This is a genomic window from Ahrensia marina (assembly GCF_001293565.1).
GTDB classification, from domain to species: Bacteria; Pseudomonadota; Alphaproteobacteria; order Rhizobiales; family Rhizobiaceae; genus Ahrensia; species Ahrensia marina.
Map to the genome: position 1 here is coordinate 22,254 of NZ_JXMU01000017.1, position 24,228 is coordinate 46,481.

General features: G+C 51.8%; 25 protein-coding genes and 1 pseudogene. 7 read left to right on the plus strand and 19 right to left on the minus strand.

The annotated features are described in order from the left end of the window. Positions 1–19: 19 nt before the first annotated feature. The 7 genes from atpD to SU32_RS11945 form a co-directional block, all read right to left on the minus strand. Entirely contained in the window at positions 20–1,561 is a 1,542-nt protein-coding gene (gene atpD, locus SU32_RS11915; RefSeq protein WP_053999600.1) for a F0F1 ATP synthase subunit beta, read from the minus strand. Between the two features lie 302 nt (positions 1,562–1,863). Further along, complete coding sequence (locus SU32_RS11920) at positions 1,864–2,748, minus strand: F0F1 ATP synthase subunit gamma (protein WP_053999601.1); 885 nt, start codon at positions 2,746–2,748, stop codon at positions 1,864–1,866. A 32-nt stretch (positions 2,749–2,780) separates the two neighbouring features. Beyond that, positions 2,781–4,310, minus strand: coding sequence for a F0F1 ATP synthase subunit alpha (atpA, locus tag SU32_RS11925; protein ID WP_053999671.1), 1,530 nt, complete (start codon positions 4,308–4,310; stop codon positions 2,781–2,783). Continuing rightward, entirely contained in the window at positions 4,310–4,867 is a 558-nt protein-coding gene (locus tag SU32_RS11930) for a F0F1 ATP synthase subunit delta (protein WP_201454940.1), read from the minus strand. Before SU32_RS11930 ends, atpA begins: the two co-directional genes overlap by 1 nt. A 196-nt stretch (positions 4,868–5,063) precedes the next feature. Then, positions 5,064–5,456 carry an AGROH133_08824 family phage infection protein gene (locus SU32_RS11935; protein ID WP_053999603.1) on the minus strand — a complete coding sequence of 131 codons (393 nt, stop codon included), beginning with the start codon at positions 5,454–5,456 and terminating at the stop codon, positions 5,064–5,066. Then, positions 5,456–6,358: a DMT family transporter gene (locus tag SU32_RS11940; protein WP_053999604.1), complete on the minus strand. Its 903-nt coding sequence runs from the start codon at positions 6,356–6,358 to the stop codon at positions 5,456–5,458. Before SU32_RS11940 ends, SU32_RS11935 begins: the two co-directional genes overlap by 1 nt. Before the next feature lie 42 nt (positions 6,359–6,400). Continuing rightward, positions 6,401–7,237 carry a helix-turn-helix domain-containing protein gene (locus tag SU32_RS11945; RefSeq protein WP_053999605.1) on the minus strand — a complete coding sequence of 279 codons (837 nt, stop codon included), beginning with the start codon at positions 7,235–7,237 and terminating at the stop codon, positions 6,401–6,403. A 131-nt stretch (positions 7,238–7,368) separates the two neighbouring features. On the opposite strand from SU32_RS11945, the gene SU32_RS11950 reads away from it, so the two are divergent. After that, a complete protein-coding gene (locus SU32_RS11950) occupies positions 7,369–7,575 on the plus strand; it encodes a DUF2061 domain-containing protein (protein ID WP_053999606.1) in 207 nt (68 codons plus the stop codon). A 407-nt stretch (positions 7,576–7,982) separates the two neighbouring features. Here SU32_RS11950 and SU32_RS11955 read toward each other — a convergent pair whose 3' ends face one another. After that, positions 7,983–10,181: a primosomal protein N' gene (locus tag SU32_RS11955; protein WP_053999607.1), complete on the minus strand. Its 2,199-nt coding sequence runs from the start codon at positions 10,179–10,181 to the stop codon at positions 7,983–7,985. A gap of 74 nt (positions 10,182–10,255) precedes the next feature. Between SU32_RS11955 and fsa the strand changes: the two genes are divergently transcribed. Both fsa and SU32_RS11965 read left to right on the plus strand, forming a co-directional pair. Continuing rightward, positions 10,256–10,912 (plus strand): fructose-6-phosphate aldolase, encoded by a 657-nt coding sequence (gene fsa, locus SU32_RS11960; protein ID WP_053999608.1) that lies wholly within the window; start codon positions 10,256–10,258, stop codon positions 10,910–10,912. Between the two features lie 75 nt (positions 10,913–10,987). Beyond that, positions 10,988–11,677 (plus strand): SDR family oxidoreductase, encoded by a 690-nt coding sequence (locus tag SU32_RS11965; protein WP_053999609.1) that lies wholly within the window; start codon positions 10,988–10,990, stop codon positions 11,675–11,677. Here the strand turns inward: SU32_RS11965 and SU32_RS11970 are convergent, their stop codons facing one another. The 3 genes from SU32_RS11970 to SU32_RS11980 form a co-directional block, all read right to left on the minus strand. Next, complete coding sequence (locus SU32_RS11970) at positions 11,678–12,580, minus strand: GNAT family N-acetyltransferase (RefSeq protein ID WP_082376689.1); 903 nt, start codon at positions 12,578–12,580, stop codon at positions 11,678–11,680. 140 nt (positions 12,581–12,720) lie between these two features. Further along, positions 12,721–13,368, minus strand: a complete 648-nt coding sequence (gene msrA, locus SU32_RS11975; RefSeq protein ID WP_053999611.1) for a peptide-methionine (S)-S-oxide reductase MsrA — start codon at positions 13,366–13,368, stop codon at positions 12,721–12,723. 113 nt (positions 13,369–13,481) lie between these two features. Continuing rightward, complete coding sequence (locus SU32_RS11980) at positions 13,482–13,943, minus strand: DUF302 domain-containing protein (protein WP_053999612.1); 462 nt, start codon at positions 13,941–13,943, stop codon at positions 13,482–13,484. 158 nt (positions 13,944–14,101) lie between these two features. On the opposite strand from SU32_RS11980, the gene SU32_RS11985 reads away from it, so the two are divergent. Both SU32_RS11985 and SU32_RS11990 read left to right on the plus strand, forming a co-directional pair. Beyond that, a complete protein-coding gene (locus SU32_RS11985; RefSeq protein WP_053999613.1) occupies positions 14,102–14,446 on the plus strand; it encodes an ArsR/SmtB family transcription factor in 345 nt (114 codons plus the stop codon). Further along, positions 14,439–14,945: an SRPBCC family protein gene (locus tag SU32_RS11990; protein ID WP_053999614.1), complete on the plus strand. Its 507-nt coding sequence runs from the start codon at positions 14,439–14,441 to the stop codon at positions 14,943–14,945. Before SU32_RS11985 ends, SU32_RS11990 begins: the two co-directional genes overlap by 8 nt. A 135-nt stretch (positions 14,946–15,080) precedes the next feature. Here the strand turns inward: SU32_RS11990 and SU32_RS17255 are convergent. The 6 genes and pseudogenes from SU32_RS17255 to SU32_RS12020 form a co-directional block, all read right to left on the minus strand. Continuing rightward, positions 15,081–15,170 (minus strand): annotated as a pseudogene (locus SU32_RS17255) (succinate dehydrogenase iron-sulfur subunit); the annotation flags it as partial. Between the two features lie 169 nt (positions 15,171–15,339). Next, positions 15,340–16,119 (minus strand): succinate dehydrogenase iron-sulfur subunit, encoded by a 780-nt coding sequence (locus tag SU32_RS12000; protein ID WP_053999616.1) that lies wholly within the window; start codon positions 16,117–16,119, stop codon positions 15,340–15,342. 10 nt (positions 16,120–16,129) lie between these two features. Continuing rightward, the gene (sdhA, locus tag SU32_RS12005; protein WP_053999617.1) at positions 16,130–17,977 is read right to left on the minus strand and encodes a succinate dehydrogenase flavoprotein subunit; all 1,848 of its coding nucleotides are present in this window, start codon (positions 17,975–17,977) and stop codon (positions 16,130–16,132) included. Further along, positions 17,977–18,357 (minus strand): succinate dehydrogenase, hydrophobic membrane anchor protein, encoded by a 381-nt coding sequence (gene sdhD, locus SU32_RS12010; protein ID WP_053999618.1) that lies wholly within the window; start codon positions 18,355–18,357, stop codon positions 17,977–17,979. The genes sdhA and sdhD overlap by 1 nt, the downstream gene beginning before the upstream one ends. An 11-nt stretch (positions 18,358–18,368) precedes the next feature. Next, entirely contained in the window at positions 18,369–18,767 is a 399-nt protein-coding gene (sdhC, locus tag SU32_RS12015) for a succinate dehydrogenase, cytochrome b556 subunit (RefSeq protein WP_053999619.1), read from the minus strand. A 218-nt stretch (positions 18,768–18,985) separates the two neighbouring features. Beyond that, a complete protein-coding gene (locus tag SU32_RS12020) occupies positions 18,986–19,315 on the minus strand; it encodes a hypothetical protein (protein WP_144421119.1) in 330 nt (109 codons plus the stop codon). A 123-nt stretch (positions 19,316–19,438) separates the two neighbouring features. Between SU32_RS12020 and SU32_RS12025 the strand changes: the two genes are divergently transcribed. After that, entirely contained in the window at positions 19,439–20,386 is a 948-nt protein-coding gene (locus SU32_RS12025) for an AEC family transporter (RefSeq protein ID WP_053999621.1), read from the plus strand. Here the strand turns inward: SU32_RS12025 and SU32_RS12030 are convergent. Both SU32_RS12030 and leuC read right to left on the minus strand, forming a co-directional pair. Then, complete coding sequence (locus SU32_RS12030; protein WP_144421120.1) at positions 20,356–21,576, minus strand: GGDEF domain-containing protein; 1,221 nt, start codon at positions 21,574–21,576, stop codon at positions 20,356–20,358. The two genes, SU32_RS12025 and SU32_RS12030, sit on opposite strands and share 31 nt — an antisense overlap. A gap of 196 nt (positions 21,577–21,772) precedes the next feature. Beyond that, the gene (gene leuC / locus SU32_RS12035; RefSeq protein ID WP_053999623.1) at positions 21,773–23,179 is read right to left on the minus strand and encodes a 3-isopropylmalate dehydratase large subunit; all 1,407 of its coding nucleotides are present in this window, start codon (positions 23,177–23,179) and stop codon (positions 21,773–21,775) included. A 147-nt stretch (positions 23,180–23,326) separates the two neighbouring features. On the opposite strand from leuC, the gene SU32_RS12040 reads away from it, so the two are divergent. After that, positions 23,327–24,220 (plus strand): DMT family transporter, encoded by an 894-nt coding sequence (locus tag SU32_RS12040; protein ID WP_053999624.1) that lies wholly within the window; start codon positions 23,327–23,329, stop codon positions 24,218–24,220. Positions 24,221–24,228: the final 8 nt, after the last annotated feature.

The following is a 24,228-nucleotide window of genomic DNA, read 5'->3' on the forward strand; positions in this document are numbered from 1 at the left end:
TCCTTTCGAATTTTTCTAATTATGCAGCTTCCGCTGCAAGTTTCTTGGCTTTCTCAAGCGCTTCTTCAATGGAACCAACCATGTAGAAAGCAGCCTCTGGCAAGTGGTCATATTCACCGTTTACCAGGCCTTTGAAGCCTTTGATTGTGTCTTCAAGAGCAACCAGTTTACCCGGTGAACCTGTAAACACCTCCGCCACGAAGAACGGCTGTGACAGGAAGCGCTCAACTTTACGTGCACGCGCAACAACCAGCTTATCTTCTTCAGAAAGTTCGTCCATACCCAAGATGGCGATAATATCCTGAAGCGATTTATAACGCTGCAATGTTGACTGAACCATACGCGCAACTTCGTAGTGCTCTTCACCAACGATTTGCGGGTCAAGCATACGCGATGTTGAATCAAGCGGGTCAACCGCAGGATAAATACCTTTTTCAGCAATCGCGCGGTTAAGCGTTGTTGTCGCATCAAGGTGCGCAAACGATGTCGCAGGCGCGGGGTCGGTCAAGTCGTCGGCAGGAACATAAATCGCCTGAACCGAAGTAATCGAACCTTTTTGCGTTGTCGTAATACGCTCCTGCATCTGACCCATGTCAGTTGCAAGTGTCGGCTGGTAACCCACCGCAGAAGGAATACGGCCTAGAAGCGCAGACACCTCGGAACCGGCCTGTGTAAAGCGGAAGATGTTATCCACGAAGAACAGAACGTCCTGACCTTTGTCACGGAAATCTTCCGCAATTGTCAAACCTGTCAGAGCAACACGGGCACGCGCACCTGGCGGCTCGTTCATCTGACCGTATACGAGAGCCGCTTTAGAGCCTTCGCCGCCACCCTGAACGTTCACGCCTGATTCGATGAATTCGTAGTAAAGGTCGTTACCTTCACGTGTACGCTCGCCAACACCGGCAAACACAGAGTAACCACCGTGTGCTTTAGCAATGTTGTTGATCAATTCCTGAATGAGAACTGTTTTACCAACACCGGCACCGCCGAACAGACCAATTTTACCACCACGCGCATAAGGTGCGAGAAGGTCGATAACTTTAATACCTGTTTCAAGGATCGCAGCTTCTGTTGACTGCTCAACATAAGCAGGCGCTTCAGCATGAATCGGGCGCAGTGTTTTAGATTTGATCGGGCCGGCTTCATCAACAGGCTCGCCAATAACGTTAATGATACGGCCGAGCATTTCTTCGCCAACCGGCACAGAAATCGGTGCGCCTGTATCTTTTACTTCCTGACCGCGAACCAGACCCTCAGTTGAGTCCATCGCGATACAGCGAACAGTGTTCTCGCCCAAATGCTGTGCGACTTCCAAAACAAGGCGGTTGCCGAGGTTGTCTGTTTCCAGCGCATTGAGAATTGGCGGAAGATTGTCTGTGAACTTCACGTCCACAACCGCGCCGATGACCTGAGAAACCGTGCCAACTGCAGCGGATTTAGCCGCTGCGGAGCGTGACGGCGCTTTTGTTGCAGCAGCTTTTGCTGGTGCTTTACGCGCTGGCGCTTTCTTAGCTGGTGCCTTAGCCGGAGCCGCAGCTTTTGCTGGTGCTTTTGCCATTTTGACTACCTTTTTCCTCTATACAATACAGGCTGCAAACCAGCCTGGAAAAATCCATTTAATATATCCCAAGTCACCAATGTAAGTAACGTATAAACCATACGGCCAAAATAAGAGCTTCAGCACATATGAGACTAAACCAATCCCTACACCATATACTTGGGCTGTTACAAAACCCCAAAGACCATAACAACCGCTAAATGCTAACTTCCAAGGCATCGTAAAATAAGAGAGGCCTGAGAATAGCCCAAGTATCGTTCCGATTGCCAAATATGAGGTTAGTATGGTCTTAAAAAATTTAATCAGAGAGCCTCCGCGCCCGAGATAATTTCAATAAGTTCTTTAGTGATTTGCGCCTGACGCTGGCGGTTATAGCTCATTGTCAGCTTGTCGATCATTTCACCGGCATTGCGGGTCGCATTGTCCATCGCAGACATTTTCGCACCCATTTCACCGGCAACATTTTCCAGCAATGCGCGGAAAATCTGAACCGAAATATTGCGCGGGATGAGATCATCCAGAATCGCATTGGCATCCGGCTCATATTCGTACAAGGCTGACGCCGCATCGACATTTTCTGCCTCATCAACTTCCGGCGCAGCTGCCGGGATCAGTTGCAGACCTGTCGGCACCTGACTGATAACCGAGCGGAACTCGGAATAGTAAAGCGTACAAACGTCAAATTCACCCGCTTCAAACATCGACATAACGCGCTTGCCAATGGCATCGGCGTTCGAAAAGCCGATATGTTTGACTTCACGCAAATCGATACGGTCGATAATCAGGGCTGAAAACTCACGACGCAGAATGTCGTAACCTTTTTTGCCGACACAAAGGATTTTGACTTCCTTGCCTTCTGATTGAAGCTTGCGCACATCATCGCGCACAAAACGCGCAATGTTGGAGTTAAAGCCGCCGCAAAGGCCGCGTTCAGACGTACAAGCGATAAGCAAATGCGTCTTGTCACTTCCCGTACCGGTCATCAGCTTCGGTGCGTCATCACCGGAAACAGTGGCTGCAATGTTAGCAAGCACCGCGCCCATACGCTGTGAATAAGGACGTGCAGCTTCGGCAGCATCCTGCGCACGGCGCAATTTAGCCGCGGCCACCATCTGCATGGCCTTGGTGATTTTCTGCGTTGCCTTAACCGACGAGATGCGGTTTCTAAGGTCCTTCAATGAAGGCATATCTTATAACCCTTACCTAAGAGCCCCGCGAATTATGCGAAGCTCTTTGCGAATGATTCGATTGCAGACTTCAGCGCTTCTTCTGTTGAATCAGTCAGCTTCTGTTCTTTTGCGATCGTTTCGAGAATTGATTTTCCTTCGCCGCGCATATGCGTCAGAAGGCCTTGCTCAAACTCACCAACTTTGTTGACCGGAAGGTTATCGAGGTAACCTTTCACGCCAGCGAAGATAACAGCAACCTGCTCTTCGGTTTTGAGTGGCGAGAACTGTGGCTGTTTCAGCAATTCTGTCAAACGGGCACCACGGTTCAGCAAACGCTGCGTAGAAGCATCAAGGTCGGAACCGAACTGCGCAAACGCAGCCATTTCACGATACTGGGCAAGCTCACCTTTAATAGAGCCGGCAACCTGCTTCATCGCTTTGATCTGCGCGGCAGAACCAACGCGGGAAACCGATAGACCAACGTTCACCGCCGGGCGGATACCTTGGAAGAATAGGTCAGTTTCAAGGAAGATCTGTCCGTCCGTGATCGAAATCACGTTTGTCGGAATATAGGCAGACACGTCGTTCGCCTGTGTTTCAATAACCGGCAAAGCAGTCAAAGAACCAGAACCTTCGTCTTCGTTCAGTTTCGCCGCACGCTCGAGAAGACGTGAGTGAAGATAGAAAACGTCACCTGGGTAAGCTTCACGGCCCGGAGGACGGCGAAGAAGAAGTGACATCTGACGATAAGCAACCGCTTGTTTTGAAAGGTCGTCATAACCGATCAGCGCGTGCATGCCGTTGTCACGGAAATATTCACCCATTGTACAGCCTGCGAATGGTGCAAGGAACTGCAATGGTGCCGGATCAGATGCTGTCGCAGCGATCACGATTGAATATGGAAGCGCGCCGCGCTCTTCAAGAACCTTCACGAACTGCGCAACAGTTGAACGCTTCTGGCCAACCGCAACATAGATACAGTAAAGCTTGTCGCTTTCCGAACCTGATTCATGCGCAGGCTTCTGGTTCAAGAACGTATCAAGAATGATCGCTGTTTTACCTGTCTGGCGGTCGCCAATCACAAGCTCACGCTGGCCACGGCCAACAGGGATCAAAGCGTCAATCGCTTTAAGACCGGTAGACATTGGCTCATGCACGGATTTACGCGGGATAATGCCCGGCGCCTTAACGTCCACACGTGCACGCTGCTTTGCCTTGATCGGGCCTTTGCCGTCGATCGGGTTGCCAAGCGGGTCAACAACACGGCCAAGAAGCTCTTTTCCGACAGGAACATCCACAATCGCGCCTGTACGCTTAACTGTGTCGCCTTCTTTGATGTCACGGTCAGAACCGAAGATAACAACACCGACATTGTCTTCTTCAAGGTTAAGCGCCATGCCGCGAATGCCGCCTGGGAATTCGACCATTTCACCGGCCTGAACTTTGTCCAAGCCGTAAATACGGGCGATACCGTCACCGACAGATAGAACCTGTCCAACTTCTGAAATCTCGGCTTCTTTACCGAAATTCTTGATTTGGTCTTTAAGTATTGCAGAAATCTCTGCCGCGCGAATGTCCATCATCCGACCTCTTTGAGCGAAATCTTAAGTGAGGAGAGTTTGGTTTTTAGTGATGTATCGATCTGGCGTGAGCCGATCTTCACTATCAAACCTCCGAGAATTGACGGATCAACAGTAATGTTGAGCGTCACGTCTTTGCCGGCAACATCTTTCAATGCAGCCTTCAATTCTTTTTCCTGTGCAGCTGTCAGCTTTGCGGCGACCGTCACATCAGCAGAAACTTCACCGCGGCCTTCGGCTGCGATTTCGCGAAATGCTTTAATGATGGAAGGCACTGCAAAGAGGCGGCGGTTGCCGGCAACAACTTTGAGGAAATTGGTAACAAGCGGGTGGAAGCTTGCCTTTGCGGTAATACCGTTAACGGCAGCAACCTGATCGTCCGAAGAAAACACAGGGCTTTCGATGAGACGTTTAAGGTCGGCACTGCCGGAAACCATAGCTTCGAATGCATCTAATGATGCTTCAACCTTGGATGTTGCTTTTGCGTCAACGGCAAGTTCGTACAAAGAACCCGCATAACGCGCTGCAACTTGTGAGGTAGGAGACGATGTAGCCACAGGCAATCACTTCTCTTAGCTAGACATTGTGAAGAGCTCCTAAGTGGATTAAAGCCCTAACACGTTGATTAAATTGTTTTTTTCTGAGCGCCTAAGATCCACAGACCGCGACCCCCAAGCAAGATGAGGGCGCTCTAGCATAGCGTTTGTCGCCGTGCAAGGTGTTGGCACTACTCTTTTGTCGCATATGGGGCGCTCAAAACAGCGCTGTATAGCCATATATGAGCGGTCCGGCGGCCAAAGCCGCCTCCATTGCAATGGAGATCCAGTTAAATTTGGTATTGCCGCCGTCGAAGAGAATCGAAACCAGACGGCCAAATGCGGTAAACGCCCAACTGACACCCAGTGCCAGCCAAAGCAGTGGCTGGGCAAAGGCAATCGCCAGAATTCCGACACCAAAATAGAATCCTGACATAGTCGCACGGCTTTCCGACAAAGCCTGCGGAACACCTTCGGCGGTACGCAGCCGCAATATGCGGAATGTAAGGCGCGGCATCAAAAGACAGATAAATCCGAAGCCAACCGTAATAATAGCCGATGCCAGCGCAAACCATTCGCCCACCGGCTCATTGATAATCACCTCTTGCATTACATCCTCTTTCCAAGTTTGTGCTCGCGGTACCACAGATACAGCCCCGATCCGGCAACGACGATCATTCCCAATACGGTCCAGCTGTCCGGCAGATCACCAAAAAGAAGAAAGCCGAGCAAAGTCATCCAGATGATTTGCGTATATAAAAAGGGTGTTACCTTCGACGCATCGGCAAGCTTACTCGCCTTGATCAAACCCATATGGCCGACCATGCCCGCCAAGCCCGCCATGGCAAATGCAAACCAGTCCGATAATTGTTGCGGCATCTGTGCTTCGGGAATGGCAAGCGGCGCGAACAGCACTACGGCGAAAAAGCACGAATAGAAGATCAGGCTTTCCGGCGTTTCAACAGAAGCCAGTTTGCGCGTCAGCACCAGATAAAAAGAATTGCACAACATGGAGCCGAGAATCAGCAGGACCGGCCATGTAAAAACATCGGTGCCGGGGCGCACGACAATCAGCACGCCGATAAACCCGATAAAGATCGCGACCCAGCGCCTCGGCCCTGCCCATTCACCCAGCATCGGTCCTGCCAGCACGGCAACAACGATCGGGGCAGCAAGCAATACGGAAATTGTTTCGGCCAGTTGCAGATATTGCAAAGCAAGAAAATTGAAACATGTCATGCCCGGCAATAAAAGGCCGCGGCAGATCTGAAGCACAGGGCGCTCCATTTTCCAAAGCCGCTTGTTTTTCCAGCCTTTGAAAAAGACAACCAGAAACAGAGCCTGAATTGCAAACCTGACCCAGACAACAAACATCACCGCCTGACCGCCAACCACCAGCCATTTGGCCGACGCATCAAGCAGCGAAAAGCAGAAAAACGAAAACAAAGCGATACCAATGGCAGCCGGCGGCATCGACATTTCAACTATGGGTGATTTGGCTTGCAAGTTCATATGTCCGGTTAAGCGCTTCCATCGCTCTGACAGATTTCGCGGTTAAAGAAAAGACCGGATAACCTCTGGCGCCGATCGTGCATCAACACTGGACGCACGCACCAGTTCATCAAAATGGCGGGTTAAACCCTGCACCTGCTTGCGTTCGCGAAACACCATATAAAATTGCCCGACATAGACCGCCGCAATCAGCGGTCCGAAAATCATCAACGGCGCGGAATGAACTTTGCGGCTGGAAAACAGATAAAGCCGGACAGAGGGATAAAGATCACCGCATTGCTGCGCCATATGCCGAATTTGCTCAACCCGCACCTCTTCGGGAATGCCCTCAAAATACCCCTCGCCGCGCGCCAGTGATTTTACGGTCTCAATGGGCACACAAATCTCATAATCCGATCCCGGTGCCTGCAACCAGTCCGCCGTGTCGCGCATGGCCGCATTGGCCTGCTCGGGCGTTTTGTCCTGAAAAAGCGCATATTCCCAATTCAGCATGGCGCTGGTTTTCAAAATATCCGGCAATGTTGTCGGTACGGCGCGTATCTTATGACCCGCCGCTTCGCGGTGCCAGGCAATCAATTGCTCGTCGGCCGGCGTGCGCTGCGCGTCTGCAAAGTTCAAACCGGCGCTTAGCAATTGCGCTGCCCGCTCGGAGCGGTCAGACAGGCCAAGCAGCCAGTCGGCGCTTACACCGAGGGCGGCAGCAAATTCCGCCGCAATATGAGCATTGGGCAGACGCGCATCCTCGCCATTGAGAATTTGCGCCACTGTGGAACGGTCAATGCCCGCATCCCGCGATAATTGTGAGCGTGTCACCTCAGTGGCATTTAAGCGCTCAATCACACGGTCCCGAAATAAAGCCGCCCGCTCCAACTTGTTCATTTTTTAAACCTTGGTGATTTTTGTAAACAATCAGGTGTTAATGTTTCACTCTTTCTAAATTCCGGCAAGTGAAAATTTTCGATAGGCAGAGCGCATAAGATGACAACATAATCGACCTGAAGGAGGTATCATTGGAATCGCCGCGCAGAACATTTGTCAAAGCCGTTACATGGCAATTGCTTGGCATCGCGACCATGACCCTGCTTGCGCTATTTCAATCCGGCAGTCTGATCGACGCCGTCATGCTGGCGCTGTCCGCCAGCGCAACAGGCTTTGTATTTTATTTTGTCCATGAGCGTTGCTGGTCAAAAATCAATTGGGGAAGAAAAACGATTTAAAAGCTCCACCCTTGAAAACAAAACAGGAACATTCTATATTTCGAGTGCTAATCGTTTTTGAAAGGAGTATTTCCTTGGAAGCGTTTTTCTATAACCCAACCCATGATGCTTGAGCACTACATCACTCAGGCTCTTTAAAGGGGATAAAGGATTAGCAATGAATGAAAAGCCTCAACCGTAGTGGGGTGAGGTTCGCAGAAAGTCGGGCGATGCCCTGAGGAGTTTAATGTAGTTTTGAAGCAATGCTTCTTGCTTCGGCAAACCAACCTCACCATAGCTGGTTGCGAATAAGTTGTGAGATGGCGGTGCTATGAGCCGCATGAATTTGTTTAACACTTATGGGCTCAATGTCCCATCTGGATCCTTAAACTATTCATGCTCATGGGGGCCCGCCATCGCATCCACACTCATAAAAAACTCTGCGGATCGACATCGATCTGCACTTTCACCGACCCGCGCGGTCGCGGCGCCTTGCCGATCATTTCGCGCAAATAGGCCTGCACATTGGTACGCGGATCACCATGCACCAGAATACGGAACCGGTGCCGGCCCCGCACCATGGCAATGGGCGCTTCGGCAGGGCCGAGCACCATCACATCCTTGGCCTGAGGCGCGGCCCCGCGCAAAGCGCGGCCATGCTGCTCGGCTTCCATACGGGTCGCCGCCGAAATGATCAGCGATGCCAAACGGCCGAAGGGTGGCATTTTCCCCCGCTCGCGCTCATCGATCTGCTTTTCATAAAATGTATCAAGATCACCGGACACAATTGCCTGCATCACCGGATGCTCCGGCTGAAAAGTTTGCAGCAATCCGACAGATTTTTTGCCGGTGCGGCCCGCGCGGCCTGTTACCTGTGATAAAAGCTGGAAGGTCCGTTCGGCCGCCCGCGGATCACCATTGGCAAGCCCCAAATCAGAATCCACCACGCCCACCAGCGTCATATTTGGGAAGTTATGACCTTTGGCAACCAATTGCGTACCGATCACGATATCGGCCTCGCCTTTGGCGATGGCATCCATTTCCAGCCGCAAACGCTTTACACCGCCCATCATATCCGATGACAGCACAATGATCCGCGCATCAGGGAAATGCGACAGCGTTTCTTCGGCAATGCGCTCGATACCCGGCCCGCAGGCAACCAGATGGTCGAAGGTTCCGCATTCAGGGCATGATTCGGGCACATGTTCATGATGCCCGCAATGGTGGCAGACAAGCTGTTTGCGAAAACGGTGTTCAACCAGCCACGCCGAACAATTACCGCACGCGAAACGATGCCCGCAAGCACGGCAAAGTGTCAGCGGCGCATATCCGCGCCGGTTCAGGAACAAAAGACTTTGTTCGCCGCGATCCAGCGTTTCCTGCATCGCCTCGATTAATGCCGGTGATAAAAACCCGCCGCGCTGGGGCGGCGATTTACGCATATCAATCGCTTTGAGTGTCGGCAGTGCCGCATCGGCATAGCGCTTGTCGAGACGCTCATATTTATACCGGCCCTCTTCGGCATTATGCCGTGTTTCAACCGATGGCGTGGCAGAAGCCAGCACAACCGGATAACCGCCCAGATGCGCGCGCACGACAGCCATGTCCCGCGCATTATAAAAGACGCGGTCCTCCTGCTTATAGGCCGCATCATGTTCTTCATCGACGATAATCAGACCCAGATTTTGAAACGGCAGAAACAGCGCCGAGCGCGCACCGGCAACAACCTGTATTTGCCCTTCGGTGACCTGCCGCCAGATACGTTCACGCATTCGCGGTGCAAGGTCGGAGTGCCACGGTGCCGGTTCGGCACCGAAACGATCGTGAAAACGCTCAAGGAATGCTTGCGTCAGCGCAATCTCCGGCAAGAGCACAAGCACCTGCTTGCCTTGGGCGACCGCTGCGGCAATCGCTTCGAAATAGACTTCCGTTTTTCCCGAACCGGTAACGCCTTCCAGAAGCGTCACGGAAAATTTCTCCTCCGAAACAGTCGCCGCCAGCCCTTCAGCCACATCGCGCTGATCGCCCATCAGCTCCGGTTTGCCAAATGATATGTCCGGTTTGGCAACCACCGGACGCGCCGGAATCTCAATTTCAGAGAACACGCCCTGCTTGCTTAAACCATCGATTACCGAGGTCGTTACGCCTGTAGCATGGGCAAGACCACTGCGCGTCCACGCCATTTGCGGTTCTTCCGCAATCTGCTCCATGACACGTTTGCGCGCATCGGTTAAACGTTCCGGCTGCGTACCGGTTGCGATAATGCCTTTGGTCGGCGGTTCGGGATCAAACGCTGTGGGTGAGCGCAGCACCATGCGCGCCACCATGCCGGGCGCGGACAATGTATATTTGGCAACCCAGTCAATAAAGCGTAACATGTCGCCGGTGACCGGCGGGCAATCAAAAACCTGGGTCACTTCGCGCAGCTTTGCAGGATCAACCGGTTTGGCATCTGGCAGATCCTCTACCACGAGACCAGAAACCTGACGCGGCCCAAGCGGCACCTGCACGATAGAGCCCAGACCAGCCTTTTGGTCAGCGCGCAACGCATAAGTGTATGGCACCGGTGATGGTGTCGGCACCAAAATACTAATCGTTTTAATTTTATTTTCCGAATCGCTCACCATAGGCGTGACCTTGCCGCGAGTTTGGTCTAAACGACAAGTAAGAACCTTCATCTTGAAACACAAAGGACAGAAATATGAAATTCTTTGTAGACACAGCCGATATTGGCGACATCCGTGAATTGAATGCAACTGGCCTTCTGGATGGCGTGACGACAAACCCGTCACTCATTCTTAAATCCGGCCGTGACATCATCGAGGTCACCAAAGAAATTTGCGCGGAAGTAGACGGTCCTGTATCAGCCGAAGTTGCTGCGACCGATTATGAAACCATCATGAAAGAAGCGGCGGTATTGTCCAAAATTGCGGACAATATCTGCATCAAGCTTCCGCTGACCATGGACGGTTTGAAAGCCTGTAAAGCGCTGACTTCCGACGGTTATAAAACAAATGTCACCCTTTGCTTCTCTGCCAATCAGGCATTGCTTGCGGCAAAGGCAGGCGCGACCTTCATCTCGCCGTTCATTGGCCGCCTTGATGATATGAACATCAACGGCATGGAGCTGATCGGCGAAATTCGCACGATCTATGATAATTACGGTTTCTCAACCGAGATCCTTGCCGCCTCAATCCGCACTGTGAACCATGTCAAGGAAGCAGCGCTGATCGGCGCTGATGTGGCAACCGTTCCGCCAGCGACACTTAAAGCGCTGGTCAAACATCCGCTCACAGACAAAGGCCTTGAGCAGTTCTTGGCTGACTGGGCAAAAACCGGACAAAATATCGCCGGCTAAGGGCGGTCTTAAATCTCGGAACTTAAACAAGCTTCGGTCGTTGCATGAATATCCTGCAATAACCGGAGCTTTTTTATGAAAACCTTTCTCATCACAGGTGCATCTTCCGGCATTGGTGCAGCCACAGCGCGCCGCGCACGCAATGCAGGTTACCGTGTTGTTCTGGCCGCGCGGTCAAAAGCAAAATTGGAAGAACTCGCCAAAGAGCTTGGCGGACCTGAATACGCGCTTCCCGTTGCCTGCGATGTGACACAGGACGGCGATCAGGAAGAACTGATCAATATCGCTGTCGAAACTTTCGGCTCGATTGATGTGGTTTTTGCCAATGCAGGTTTCGGAGCCACTGGCGCAGGAACAGCAGGCGGCGATCCGGAAAACTGGAAAGACATGATTCTGACCAATATTTACGGTTGCATCATGACGTGCCGCGCAGCGCTTGATGAAATCAAAAAATCCAAAGGCCACTTTATTTTAACCTCATCGGTCGCCGGACGGGTATCGCTCAAAGGCTCTGTTTACGGAGCCACAAAATGGGCGGTTACCGGATATGGGCGCAATTTGCACGAAGAGGTAAAGGATGACGGCATACGGGTGACATTGATTGAACCCGGCAAAGTCGACACACCATTTTTCGACGAAGGCGCAACCGAAGCGCTGCACGCCGAAGACATTGCCCAAGCGGTCATGTATGCCGTCTCACAGCCCGATCACGTCAATGTTTCGGAAATCATGGTGATGCCGAATTACGCCAAGCAAGACGACTGATTAAAAAGGCGATGCCGCATCGGGATCATCGCGCAGCGTGATCTCGCAATGTTTTTGCAGCGTGACAGTCAAATCCTGAACATCCCCGTCGAGCACTGACGTATCAATCGGCTGGCCGATTGTCATCTCGAAGGTTTTGCCCTTTTTATTGAGCAGTTCGTGAAAAATCGTCATGTCACGCAGTTCTGTGTTGCGGTGTGCCAGAAGATAGAACAGCCCCGAATTGCGCGCCTTCATATTCATCGGAATAATCGGCACTTTATAGCGTTTGGCCATTTGCAGGGCCGTTGCCATCCACGGGCGTTCCGTCAGTCCGGTTTTGGACCAATAGGCAATACGACCTGATGGAAACAGCATAATGGCGCGTTCGTCCTTGAACGCATTATTGGTCTGCACCAAAGTCTGGCGGCTTTTCGCCATTGATTTCTGGTCGGCACGCCATTCCACGGGAATAATGATTTCGGACAGCCGCTGGTTGACACGGATCGCATCGCGGTTGGCAAAGAACACCAGATCATCGCGCTTGTTCTTGATCATGTCATAAACGGCAATACCGTCGGCAATGCCGGTTGGATGGTTTGAAACAAGAATAAACCCGCCCTTTTCGGGAATGTTTTCCATTCCGCGCACAGGCACATCCAACTTGAGAAGCTGACTGACATATTCAAAGCAATCAAGACCGCTCATGCCCTGCACTTCATCAGCCATTTTCACGGCTTGCTTGTAGTGTAAAACGCTATGCAGCGGCTTTTTGATAAAAGGCCATATCCAGTGTTTAATCAGTGTGTGACCGCGTTCATTGATCAGTTGGTCAACAATGTGCAGGTCCTCGTGGCGCGCCACGCCCGCGCTACGCTGTGCCAGCATGTCGAAGAACGCCACTGAAGTCGTCTGATTTTCCATAGCCATGTGTTCCGGTTGGCATATGGTCCCCTATCGCTAATTAATGTCACAGCCTTATGACACAAGCGCATAAGCGGGAAAAGCACCTTGCGTCAATCAGAGCGAAAGGTGCTTTAAAATTTTATTTCAAGCGTTTAGCTTTAGCTGCCGTAGCCGGAAACACCTTGATAGGCAGCATTACCCCATATTTTTTTGACCGTTTCATCGCGCCCGCAGGCCTTACGGTATTTTTTATAGGCATCGGCTCGTTTAATAATACCAAAGCGCGTCAGTTGCTTTTCCTGGCTACGGTAATAATTCTGATGAAAGTCCTCGGCTGCCGTAAAGTTCGGCGCGCCTTTCACTGGTACCGGCAAGTTCTGGCCAAGCTGGTTTGACGCTTCCGCCAAAGCTGCTTCTGCGGCAGCTTTCTCATTCGGTGTGGAAGCAAATAATGCGGGCGCATACGTCATGCCGCGGTCACAAAACTGCCCGCCGCCATCGGTCGGATTGATGGTGCGCAGAAAAGTTGTCACCAGCGTTTTATAATCGGTCACATTGGAATCATAGTCGATTTTAACAACCTCATAGTGACCGGCATGGCTTTTATAGGTTGGGTTGGGCGATGTGCCGCCGGCAAAGCCCGATGTCGTGGCGACAACGCCATTTACCTTGTCAAAATCTGCTTCAACACACCAGAAACAGCCGCCCGCAACGACCACTGTTTTTGTCTCGGCAAGGGCAGCACTTGTTGCGCCCGCCGTAAAAACGGCACCGATGAGCGCCGTTCTAATCGTTGATTTAAGCATATTGGCCTCCCTTGGGAATTTGTATCTGTCTGATTTACGTTCACCCTATGCTTTAAGTTTCGCAGCGCAATTAAACTTGGTCTCAAACAAATGTGATCATGCGCCGGAGCCACCTATTTGGCGGCGGCATCCGTCAGCTTGTTCAAGGCACCGTTCATCATTTCAAAAACCTTGTCCGCACCTTCAACATCATAGCGGTCTTTAAGTTCGTCCGGTTCCAGATAGCCGATCTTGGTGGTGCCTTCAGCTTCCCAGATCAAAACCCGCAATGGCAAGTCCAGCCCGGTTTTGGGTTCAGCCTGCAAAATTGGCGTTCCAAGTTTCGGATTGCCAAAAATGACCAGCGTCATAGGGGCTAGCTCGGCATCAACGCTTTGAGCACCCGCTGCATGGTCAACACGGGCAAATACCGTTGCGCCAGCCTCATCAATCGCCGCAATCAATTGGTCCGCGGTTGTAACGACATCGGACGCGCTATCCTTGATAACCCAGTCATCGGCAAAACTGTGCCCTATCACGGCCAAGCTCATAATGCCGCTCATTGCTGCGGTTTTCAGAAATGTTTTGATCGGCATTTTTCTCTCCATTTGAACATAGGAACTTTGCCATGAACATGGAGCGCACGTCACTGAAATCAAATCACACTGGTGTGAAGAGAAGGATGAAAGATAAATGGCGCACCACACAAACCATTAGGTATTGACCTAACTATTGATAAGTGATAGTTAGGCATATGCCTAAATTAGATCAGCCTATAGAACATACTTTCAACGCACTTTCCGACCCGACGCGGCGTGCAGTGATTCAGACATTAAGCAACGGTCCGGCATCAGTCTCGCAACTCGCCGGTTCATTCAGCATGGCGTTGCCATCATTCACCCAGCATCTCGGTGTTCTGGAAAATGCAGGTCTTATTGTGTCGCACAGAGAAGGACGCTCACGTATCTGCTCGTTAAATCCCGCAGCTTTGCAAAATGCAGAAGATTGGCTCGCTTCATCGCGGCGTCAGTGGGAGGCGCGTCTGGATCGCTTTGAAGCCCATTTAGCGAATATGAAAGAGGAAAAATCAAATGAGTGAACACGCAAACAGTGCCGCATCAGCATGGGCCACATGGCCTTTAGAGAGAGAAGTTGTCATTGCGCGTGTCGTGGATGCAGACCGGCAAACCGCTTTCCGCGCGTGGTCGGATCCGACACAAATCGTCAAATGGTTCGGCCCCGAAGGTTTTGAACTTGAAACCCATGAGATCGACATATGTGCGGGCGGCGTATGGCGGTTTGATATGAAGGCACCGGACGGAACGCTATATCCAAACCGCATGGAGTTTCTACGTATTAAAGAGCCAAACCTGATCGAACTAAGCCACGGTACCGACAGCGATGACGATCCTGATCGTTTCCAGATGCTTGTGACCTTTGACGAACAGAGCAACGGCAAAACGGTCGTTACATTACGCCAGATGCATCCGACAGCGGAGCGTCGTAACATTGTTATCGGATTTGGCGCGGTTGAATATGGTGCCCAGACACTGGATAAGCTTGCTGGTCACATTGCGAGAAAATCTGCCGCTGCATAGCAGCGACGGCAAAAAATACGATTATGAACGCCGTTTACACGCGGCGTTCAACCATCATCTTTTTGAGCTCAGTACACGCGACGCCCGCAGCAGCAACGCTGCGAGGACGCGCAAACAATAAATTGCGATTGCCTTTTATACGCGCCGCTCGACCATCATTTTCTTGACTTCCGCGATCGCCTTCGTCGGGTTCAGGCCTTTCGGACACGCTTGGGCGCAGTTCATACATGCAGCGCCCGCAGATACGAAGTATCGAGGACGTGCAAATCAAAAACAAAGATTATGAACAGCGCTTACACGCGGCGCTCGACCATCAGCCTTTTGACTTCGGCACACGCGGCGCCCGCAGCAGCAACGCTGCGAGGACGCGCAAACAATAAATTGCGATTGCCTTTTATACGCGCCGCTCAACCATCATTTTCTTGACCTCCGCAATCGCTTTCGCCGGGTTCAAGCCTTTCGGGCACGCCTGCGCGCAGTTCATGATCGTATGGCAACGATACAAACGGAACGGGTCTTCCAGATCGTCCAGACGTTCACCGGTTGATTCGTCACGTGAATCAATCAGCCAGCGATAGGCTTGCAGCAGTACCGCAGGGCCGAGATAGCGGTCGCCGTTCCACCAATAGGACGGGCAGGACGTTGAACAGCAAGCACATAAGATACATTCATAAAGGCCGTCCAGTTTCTGGCGGTCTTCATGGCTCTGCTTCCATTCTTTTTCAGGCGCAGGCGTCGTTGTTTTAAGCCACGGCTCGATTGAACGGTGCTGGGCGTAAAAATTTGTCAGGTCCGGCACAAGATCTTTGACAACCGGCAGGTGCGGCAAAGGATAGACTTTCACCGTACCGTTAACTTCGTCCATACCCTTGGTACAGGCGAGCGTGTTGGTGCCGTCAATATTCATCGCGCAGGAACCGCAAATACCTTCGCGGCATGAACGGCGCAGCGTCAACGTCGGGTCGATCTTGTTTTTGATATATAAAAGACCGTCGAGCACCATCGGGCCGCAATCATCCATATCAACATGATAGGTGTCGATTGTCGGATTGGCATCATCGTCCGGCGACCAGCGATAGATACGGAATTCACGAATATTCTTCGCACCTTCCGGCTTCGGCCATGTCTTGCCTTCCGACATGGTGGAATTTTTTGGAAGTGTCAGTTCAGCCATTAATTCGTCCTCAATACACCCGTGCTTTCGGCGCGATTTTCGCCAGATCAATGCCAGGCTTCAAAAGATCAGTGTGAACGCCGCGATATTTAAGCGTCACCTCGCCGCTGTCAGAAACCCAGCTAAGTGTGTGCTTGCGCCAGTTTTCATCATCACGTCCCGCAAACGGGCCATCCACATAGTCTTCACGCGCATGGCTACCGCGGCTTTCTTTACGCGCTTCGGCGCCGTAAACCGTCGTGATCGCATTGGCCATCAGGTTTTCAAGCTCCAGCGTTTCCACCAGATCAGAATTCCAAATCATAGAGCGGTCCGTGACCTTCAGATCGGTAAGACCTTTATAGGCTTCGTCCATCCGGCGGCATCCGCTTTCCAATGTTTCCTGCGTGCGGAACACGGCTGCGTCTTCCTGCATGATTTTCTGCATGGTCAGGCGCAGTTCGGCCGTTGGTGTGCCGCCATTGGCATGGCGCAGACGGTCAAAACGCTCCATGATTTTATCGCAGGATTTCTCATTGATGTCAGGGATTGCGCTTTCGCGGTCAATCACTTCGCCCGCACGGATCGCCGCTGCACGGCCAAACACAACGAGGTCGATTAGTGAGTTGGAACCCAAACGGTTCGCCCCGTGAACAGAGGCACAGCCCGCTTCGCCCACAGCCATAAGGCCCGGTGTGACACGGTCCGGTTCGTCAGCGGTCGGATTGAGCACTTCGCCCCAATAATTGGTCGGAATACCACCCATATTATAGTGAACCGTCGGCAGAACCGGGATCGGCTCTTTGGTCACATCCACACCGGCAAAAATCTTTGCGGATTCAGAAATGCCCGGCAAACGTTCATTTAGAACCGCAGGGTCAAGGTGATCGAGATGCAGGAAGATATGGTCCTTGTCTTTGCCGACACCACGCCCCTCGCGGATTTCCATTGTCATACAGCGCGACACAACATCGCGTGATGCCAGATCTTTCGCCGATGGCGCATAGCGCTCCATAAAGCGCTCGCCTTCAGAGTTGACGAGATAGCCGCCTTCGCCGCGCGCGCCTTCGGTAATCAGACAGCCCGCGCCATAAATGCCGGTCGGGTGGAACTGGACAAATTCCATATCCTGAAGCGGCAGACCCGCACGCGCAATCATGCCGCCGCCGTCACCGGTGCAGGTATGCGCCGATGTTGCCGAGAAATAGGCGCGGCCATAACCGCCAGTCGCCAAAACAACCATTTTGGCCGAAAAGCGGTGGATCGTGCCGTCATCAAGGTTCCATGCGACAACGCCTGTGCATGTGCCGTCATCATCCATGATCAGATCAAGCGCGAAATATTCAATAAAGAACTCCGCATTGTGCTTGAGGCTCTGGCCGTAAAGTGTGTGCAAAATCGCGTGGCCGGTCCGGTCAGCCGCAGCACAGGTGCGCTGTACGGGCGGTCCCTCGCCGTAATTCTGCATATGGCCGCCAAACGGGCGCTGATAGATTTTGCCTTCTTCATTTCGGCTGAACGGAACGCCGTAATGCTCCAGCTCGTAGACCGCCTTTGGCGCTTCCATGGCCAGATATTGCATGGCATCGACATCGCCAAGCCAGTCTGAACCTTTGACCGTATCATACATATGCCACTGCCATGAATCCGGCGTCATGTTTTTGAGCGATGCGGCAATACCGCCCTGCGCGGCAACAGTGTGCGAGCGTGTCGGGAACACTTTTGAGATACAGGCCGTTTTAAAGCCTTGCTCGGCCATGCCGAGAGCTGCGCGCAAACCTGCGCCGCCGGCACCGACAACAACAACATCAAATTTATGATCTTCAAACTTATAGGCCTTGCCGGTGCTTCCGGCCGCCTTTGTTTCCTGCTTGCTCATTAGTTGGCGAAACCCATTTTTAGAATGGCAAAGATGCTCGCGGCACCGATGACAAAAGTGAAAAAGATATTGAAGATCAACAGCGCGAATTTTGTGCTTTCTGTATGAATATAATCTTCAATGACAACCTGCATACCAAGCTTGGCATGATACAGGCCGCTCAAAACAACGAGCAGTAGAACGATCGCAACAAACGGGCTGCCAAGCGTTGCCCGCACAGCTTCATAGGGCTGCCCGATGGTTGTTATGACAATCCAGATAAAAGCCAGTAGCAAGGGCAGATTGGCAAGGGCTGTCAGGCGCTGGCGCCAGAAGTGTTCGGTACCGGACTTGGCCGCACCAAGGCCGCGAACGCGTTTAAGAGGTGTTAGCATGCTCATATCTTATCCCCTCAAGTAACGCTGTAACCCACGATCCAGATCAGGACCGTAATGACGATGGATGCGACCATCGATGCATACGCAAGCTTGGTTGATGTCTGTTTCGACATTAGCGAGCCCGTATCCCAGACAAAGTGACGAAGGCCGCCAAGCATATGAAGCACCAAAGCCCATGTGTAGCCGAACATGACAAGAATGCCGAACCATGAAGCAAAAAAGCCGTTTACCCAGTTAAAATAGGCTTCACCGGTTGCAGCGGCAATCAGCCACCAGGCAACCAACAGCGTGCCGGCGTAAAGCGCACATCCGGTAATACGGTGCATGATCGACATGACCATTGTCGGAATAGGCTTATAAATAGAAAGATGCGGTGATAGCGGCCGCTTGGACTGCGCAGACGTCGAAGACACGAGAAATCCCCCGAGTTAAACCATAAGGGCAATCACAAAATTGCCACCTTTGTTGCAGTCTTTAACCCCGATATTCGAGCGCGTCAAAGACCTGAACCGTTTGAAACCGCACAATCGGTAAAAAACCGCACCAAAGTATATAATACCAATCGTTAATTTAGGCGCGGAATAGCAAAATCAAGGACATAAACACCCGTGATTATTGCCTAAACATGCATTTAGCGTCGGCAGTCCGTCGGTACTTTGCCGCTGACAAACCAACTCGCAGTACGGCCCGCAAAAACAAGCGCATAGCCCGCCTTGCCATAACGTTCGCGCTGGCCGGGGGGATCGGCGGGCAATTCTGTATCAACGCCGCGCGAATCTGTGACATGCAAATTGGAGCCTGAACGGCGCACTGTCATGCTGACACCGTCGGTACAGCGCCACGTCGCTTGAGCAGGCTGCGCAGAGGTCGAAATGCCACTGCCTGATGAAGAACAAGCAGCAAGACCCAGTAAAGGCACAAGAACGGCCAAAGGAGCGAATTTGATAGATATGCGATTCATCCGGTCAAAATATAATTTTGTATAGCGTGGCGCAATAGGCGGATCGCCGCAAGCAGACATAAGATTAAAAGCTTGCGGTTTGCGCAATAAATCTTAGTTTGGCGTCGTGTAAAGGAAATCAGTTTGCTCTCCATCTTCCTCGCCGTTTTACCGGTCTTTATCCTGATTGCCGTTGGTTATGGCGCCGTGCGTTTGAACTATGTTCCGGACACGGTGGGCGATGCCCTTAACAGTTTTGCCGTAAAAGTTGCGGTGCCAGTGCTGTTGTTTCGCGCCATGCTCAATCTTGATTTTGCGGCAGCGTTTTCACCCCCCGCACTGGTCGGATTTTACACCGGCGCTTTTTGCTGTTTTGTCCTTGGCATTATTCTGGCGCGTAAAATTTTCAAGCGCCGCCCGGGCGAAGCCGTATCGGTTGGCTTTGCAGCGACATTTTCCAATTCGGTTCTCCTCGGGCTTGCCATTATAGAGCGCTCTTTTGGATCGGACGCATTGACGCCGGCATTTGGTATTATCGCCTTTCACGCACCAAGCATTTACATTCTTGGCATGGTGACAATGGAGTTGATGCGCCGTGATGGCAAAAGCCTGGGCAGCACACTTGTAACCGCAGGCAAATCCATTCTCGCCAATTCCCTGATGATCGCCATATTGATCGGCGCGGCCTTTAATTTAGTTGGCATCACCCTGCCCGAGCCGGTCATGTCAGCCGTCGATATGATCGCAACAGCCGCCATTCCCGTCGCACTGGTCGGCATTGGCGCGGCCATGACCCGCTATAAAATCAGCGCCGGCCTGTCTGAAAGCATGCTGGTGGCCTGCCTGTCATTGATGGTGCATCCGGCCATTGCATTTGGCTTGACGCATTATGTCTTCGCGCTGGAGCCGCAGACGGTACGCGCCGTCGTCGCGCTTGCTGCCATGCCGCCCGGTATGAATATCTATATTTTCGCGGTGATGTATGATCGCGCGGTTAATCTGGCCGCATCAGCCTTTTTGGTCTGCACAGCATTATCGGTGTTTACCGCAACGCTCTGGCTTTATGTTCTCAGCGTGACCATTCCGGCCTGATTACTGCGGCGGTCTTTGCCCCGAACCTGATACGGGCCGGATTGCATATGCGCAAGACGTACACAATTGCGCCCTTCCGATTTGGCACGATAAAGCGCGATATCGGCTAGCCGTGCCGCATCTGAAAAACTGGAGCGTGCACTCCACAATGAGACGCCGATACTCACCGTTACCGCTTTGTCATCAATAACCGGGTGCGTGAGTTGCGAAAACGCGCCGCAGACATAATCAGCGGCCAGCTTGGCTGTTTCGTCATTGGCATTATACAAAATGAGGTTGAATTCTTCTCCGCCCATGCGCGAGACGATCGATTGCTCGATATCCAGCTTTTTCAGCAATCGCGCGCAGGCGATCAGAACCTCGTCACCCGAGTTATGGCCATAAGTGTCATTGACCTGTTTGAAATGATCAATATCCAGAGCGAGAACCGCGTGACTATTTACGCCCTCTGCCAGTGCTTCTTCAAATTTTGGCAGCTTTGCTTCAACGCCGCGCCGGTTGAGCAGACCAGTTAAGGTATCAGTTTCACTCGTGCGCCGCAGACTAAAAACAATTGTCGTCATAAACATTGTTAGCAATGCCATTGCGATACACAGCCCCGCGACTGAAGACGTAAATTGCAATGTGAGCGATGTCATTGAGTTGGCATAATTCTCTACGGTAAGACGGTCACTTTCAATCCATAGAATTGCCCCTGCACGAAGCGGAAAATGCAGCGCGGTAACAATGGTCAGCCCATAAATTATTTGGTCAATCTTGCGTTTTTTAACTTTCCAAATGGAGACAATCGGATAGCCCAGAATGAATGTTCCAAAGACATTAACCGCAAATGTCCGCTTGAAAATATGGTCGTCGATATATGAGTAATATGCGGAAATAAGAATTGAGCACACAAACATGGTCACAAGCGGCAAAAATTGCGTTCGCTTGGTATAATGCAGCGACAGTGCCGAGGCAAAAAGTGCCGCCATAGCCATATAGGCAATATTAGCGGGCATGTAATTAAGGGTTTCTGGAAACAGATTTCGCAGGAAGTCGAAGATAAAGCCGAAAGCGCCAAACAGATAGGACGCGGAAAAAACCAAAGCTGATACGTGCTCTCTTGCATAATGATACACAAGATAGAACCCAAGTGAAAACACCAAGAATATTAGTGGGCTTATAAGTTGGAAATATGATTGGTCGTCCACAATTACCCCCGCTTCTATTACCGGAGAGTAACGCAAAATCCTGCATTAGGTTTTAACGATTGCAGATAATTAACATGTACCGATCAACATGGTTTACACTTTCTAAAAGAAAACACCGCGATGCACTACGGGCAATAAAAAAAACCCGCTTCGCACGGGGCAAAACGGGCTTTCTTAAACGTCAAATCACAAAGTTTTAAATCTTGCGGATATCCACAAAGTGGCCCGCAATCGCCGCCGCTGCTGCCATTGCAGGCGACACAAGGTGCGTGCGGCCCTTAAAACCCTGACGGCCTTCAAAGTTTCGGTTGGATGTCGACGCGCAGCGCTCTTCCGGTTTCAAGCGGTCATCGTTCATCGCAAGACACATTGAACACCCCGGCTCACGCCAGTCAAAACCGGCCTCGATAAATATCTTATCAAGCCCTTCGGCTTCCGCCATTTCTTTAACGATACCAGAGCCCGGAACGATCATCGCATCAACGCTTGATGCGACTTTCTTGCCTTCAACCACTTTGGCAACGGCGCGCAAATCTTCAATACGCCCATTGGTGCAGGATCCAATAAAGACACGGTCCAGTGTGATGTCCGTGATTTTGGTGCCCGGCTTAAGACCCATATATTCCAAGGCACGCCATTTGGATGCACGTGCATTGGCATCCTTGATGTCATCCGGATTAGGCACTTCACCTTCAACCGAAATCACATCTTCAGGCGAAGAGCCCCAGGAAACGATTGGCGGCAAATTGGCCGCGTCCAGCACAACAACCTTGTCGTAATGCGCACCTTCATCGGTGTGCAATGTTTTCCAGTAATCCATAGCCATGTCGAGCGCGGCACCTTTCGGTGCGCGTGGCTTGTCTTTGATATAATCAAAAGTCTTCTGATCGGGCGCGATAAGACCGGCGCGCGCACCGCCTTCGATCGTCATATTACAAACGGTCATGCGGCCTTCCATGGAAAGCGCTTCAATCGCCTCACCGGCAAATTCAATCACATGGCCGGTACCGCCGGCTGTGCCGATTTCACCGATGATTGCCAGGATAATGTCTTTTGCGGTTACATTTTCCGGTGCTACGCCATCAACACGCACCAGCATGTTTTTGGCCTTCTTCTGGATCAGCGTTTGCGTCGCCAGCACATGCTCGACCTCTGACGTACCGATACCGTGCGCAAGCGCGCCGAATGCGCCATGCGTGGATGTGTGGCTGTCACCGCAAACAATGGTCATGCCCGGCAGTGTAAAGCCCTGCTCCGGTCCGACAATGTGAACAATACCCTGACGCCTATCATTTTCCGAATAATATTCAACACCGAAGTCGGCAGCATTTTTCGCAAGTGCTTCCACCTGAATGCGGCTCTGTTCGTTCTTGATACCAAGATGACGGTCCGGCGATGTCGGCACATTGTGGTCCACAACAGCCAGTGTTTTATCCGGAGCGCGCACCGTGCGGTTCGTCATGCGCAAGCCTTCGAAAGCCTGCGGGCTTGTTACTTCATGCACAAGATGGCGATCAATATACAGAAGGCATGTGCCATCATCTGCCTGATGAACAAGGTGATCATCCCAAATTTTATCATAAAGCGTGCGCGGTCCGGCCATAGCGTGTCGTCCTGAATATACAGTGAATTAATTAGCGCTGATATGCACCCTAGTTAAGGGGTCGGTCAAGGCCACCAAGAGCACTTGACGTGCATGTGATAATTGGAGCATGAGCAGTTTTTAAGGCACTTGTGAGGCAGGCGATTTATGTTCATTTTTGAAGCTGCTGCTATGCTTGCCGCCTTGGCATGGGCCTTTACCAGCATTTTATCTGCCGATCCGGCCAAACATTTAGGCGCAATCGCGTTTAACCGCTGGCGCATGACAATGGTGTTTATCGCGCTTGCCACATGGGTCACATTGTTTGGCAGTTGGTCCAGCATTACCGGTGAAACATTCTGGCCCTTATTCTGGTCCGGCTTTATCGGCATTTTCCTTGGCGACACGGTTTTGTTTTTGACCATGAACCGCATGGGCCCGCGCCGGACTGCGATTTTGTTTTCGATGAACGCGCCAATGTCTGTTGTGCTCGGCTATCTTTTTCTGGACGAAGCATTGGCACCGCAAACCTTTTTGGGGGTCATCATCACCATTTGCGGCGTGATTTTAGCCATCATTTTTGGCAAGCGTAAAACCCAGCTCCACAAATGGGAAAGTGTCACCGGTTCGCTTTGGGTCGGCATATTGTTCGGCACGTTGGCCGCATTGGCTCAGGCACTTGGCGCACTGATCGCACGGCCGGTTATGGAAAGCGGCGTTGACCCTGTCGCCGCATCCGCTTTGCGGGTGGGTACCGCATCACTCGGCCTGCTGGCTTTGATGTTTCTGCCTTACAAGAACTTGAAGCAAACAAACCCCGGCACAGTTTCAATCTGGGCGCAGGTCGCTCTGTCCGGCCTCCTTGGCATGGGACTTGGCATGACGCTGTTGCTGTTTGCGCTGTCAGGCGGGAAAGTCGGCGTTATCACAACATTATCGGCCACCACGCCCGCGCTCCTGTTGCCTATTTTATGGTGGCGCACAAAAGAGGCACCGGCGCTTGGCGCGTGGATTGGCGCCATTCTTGTGGTGCTTGGCAGCGCCCTTATCTTTAACGGCTAGGCTGAGAG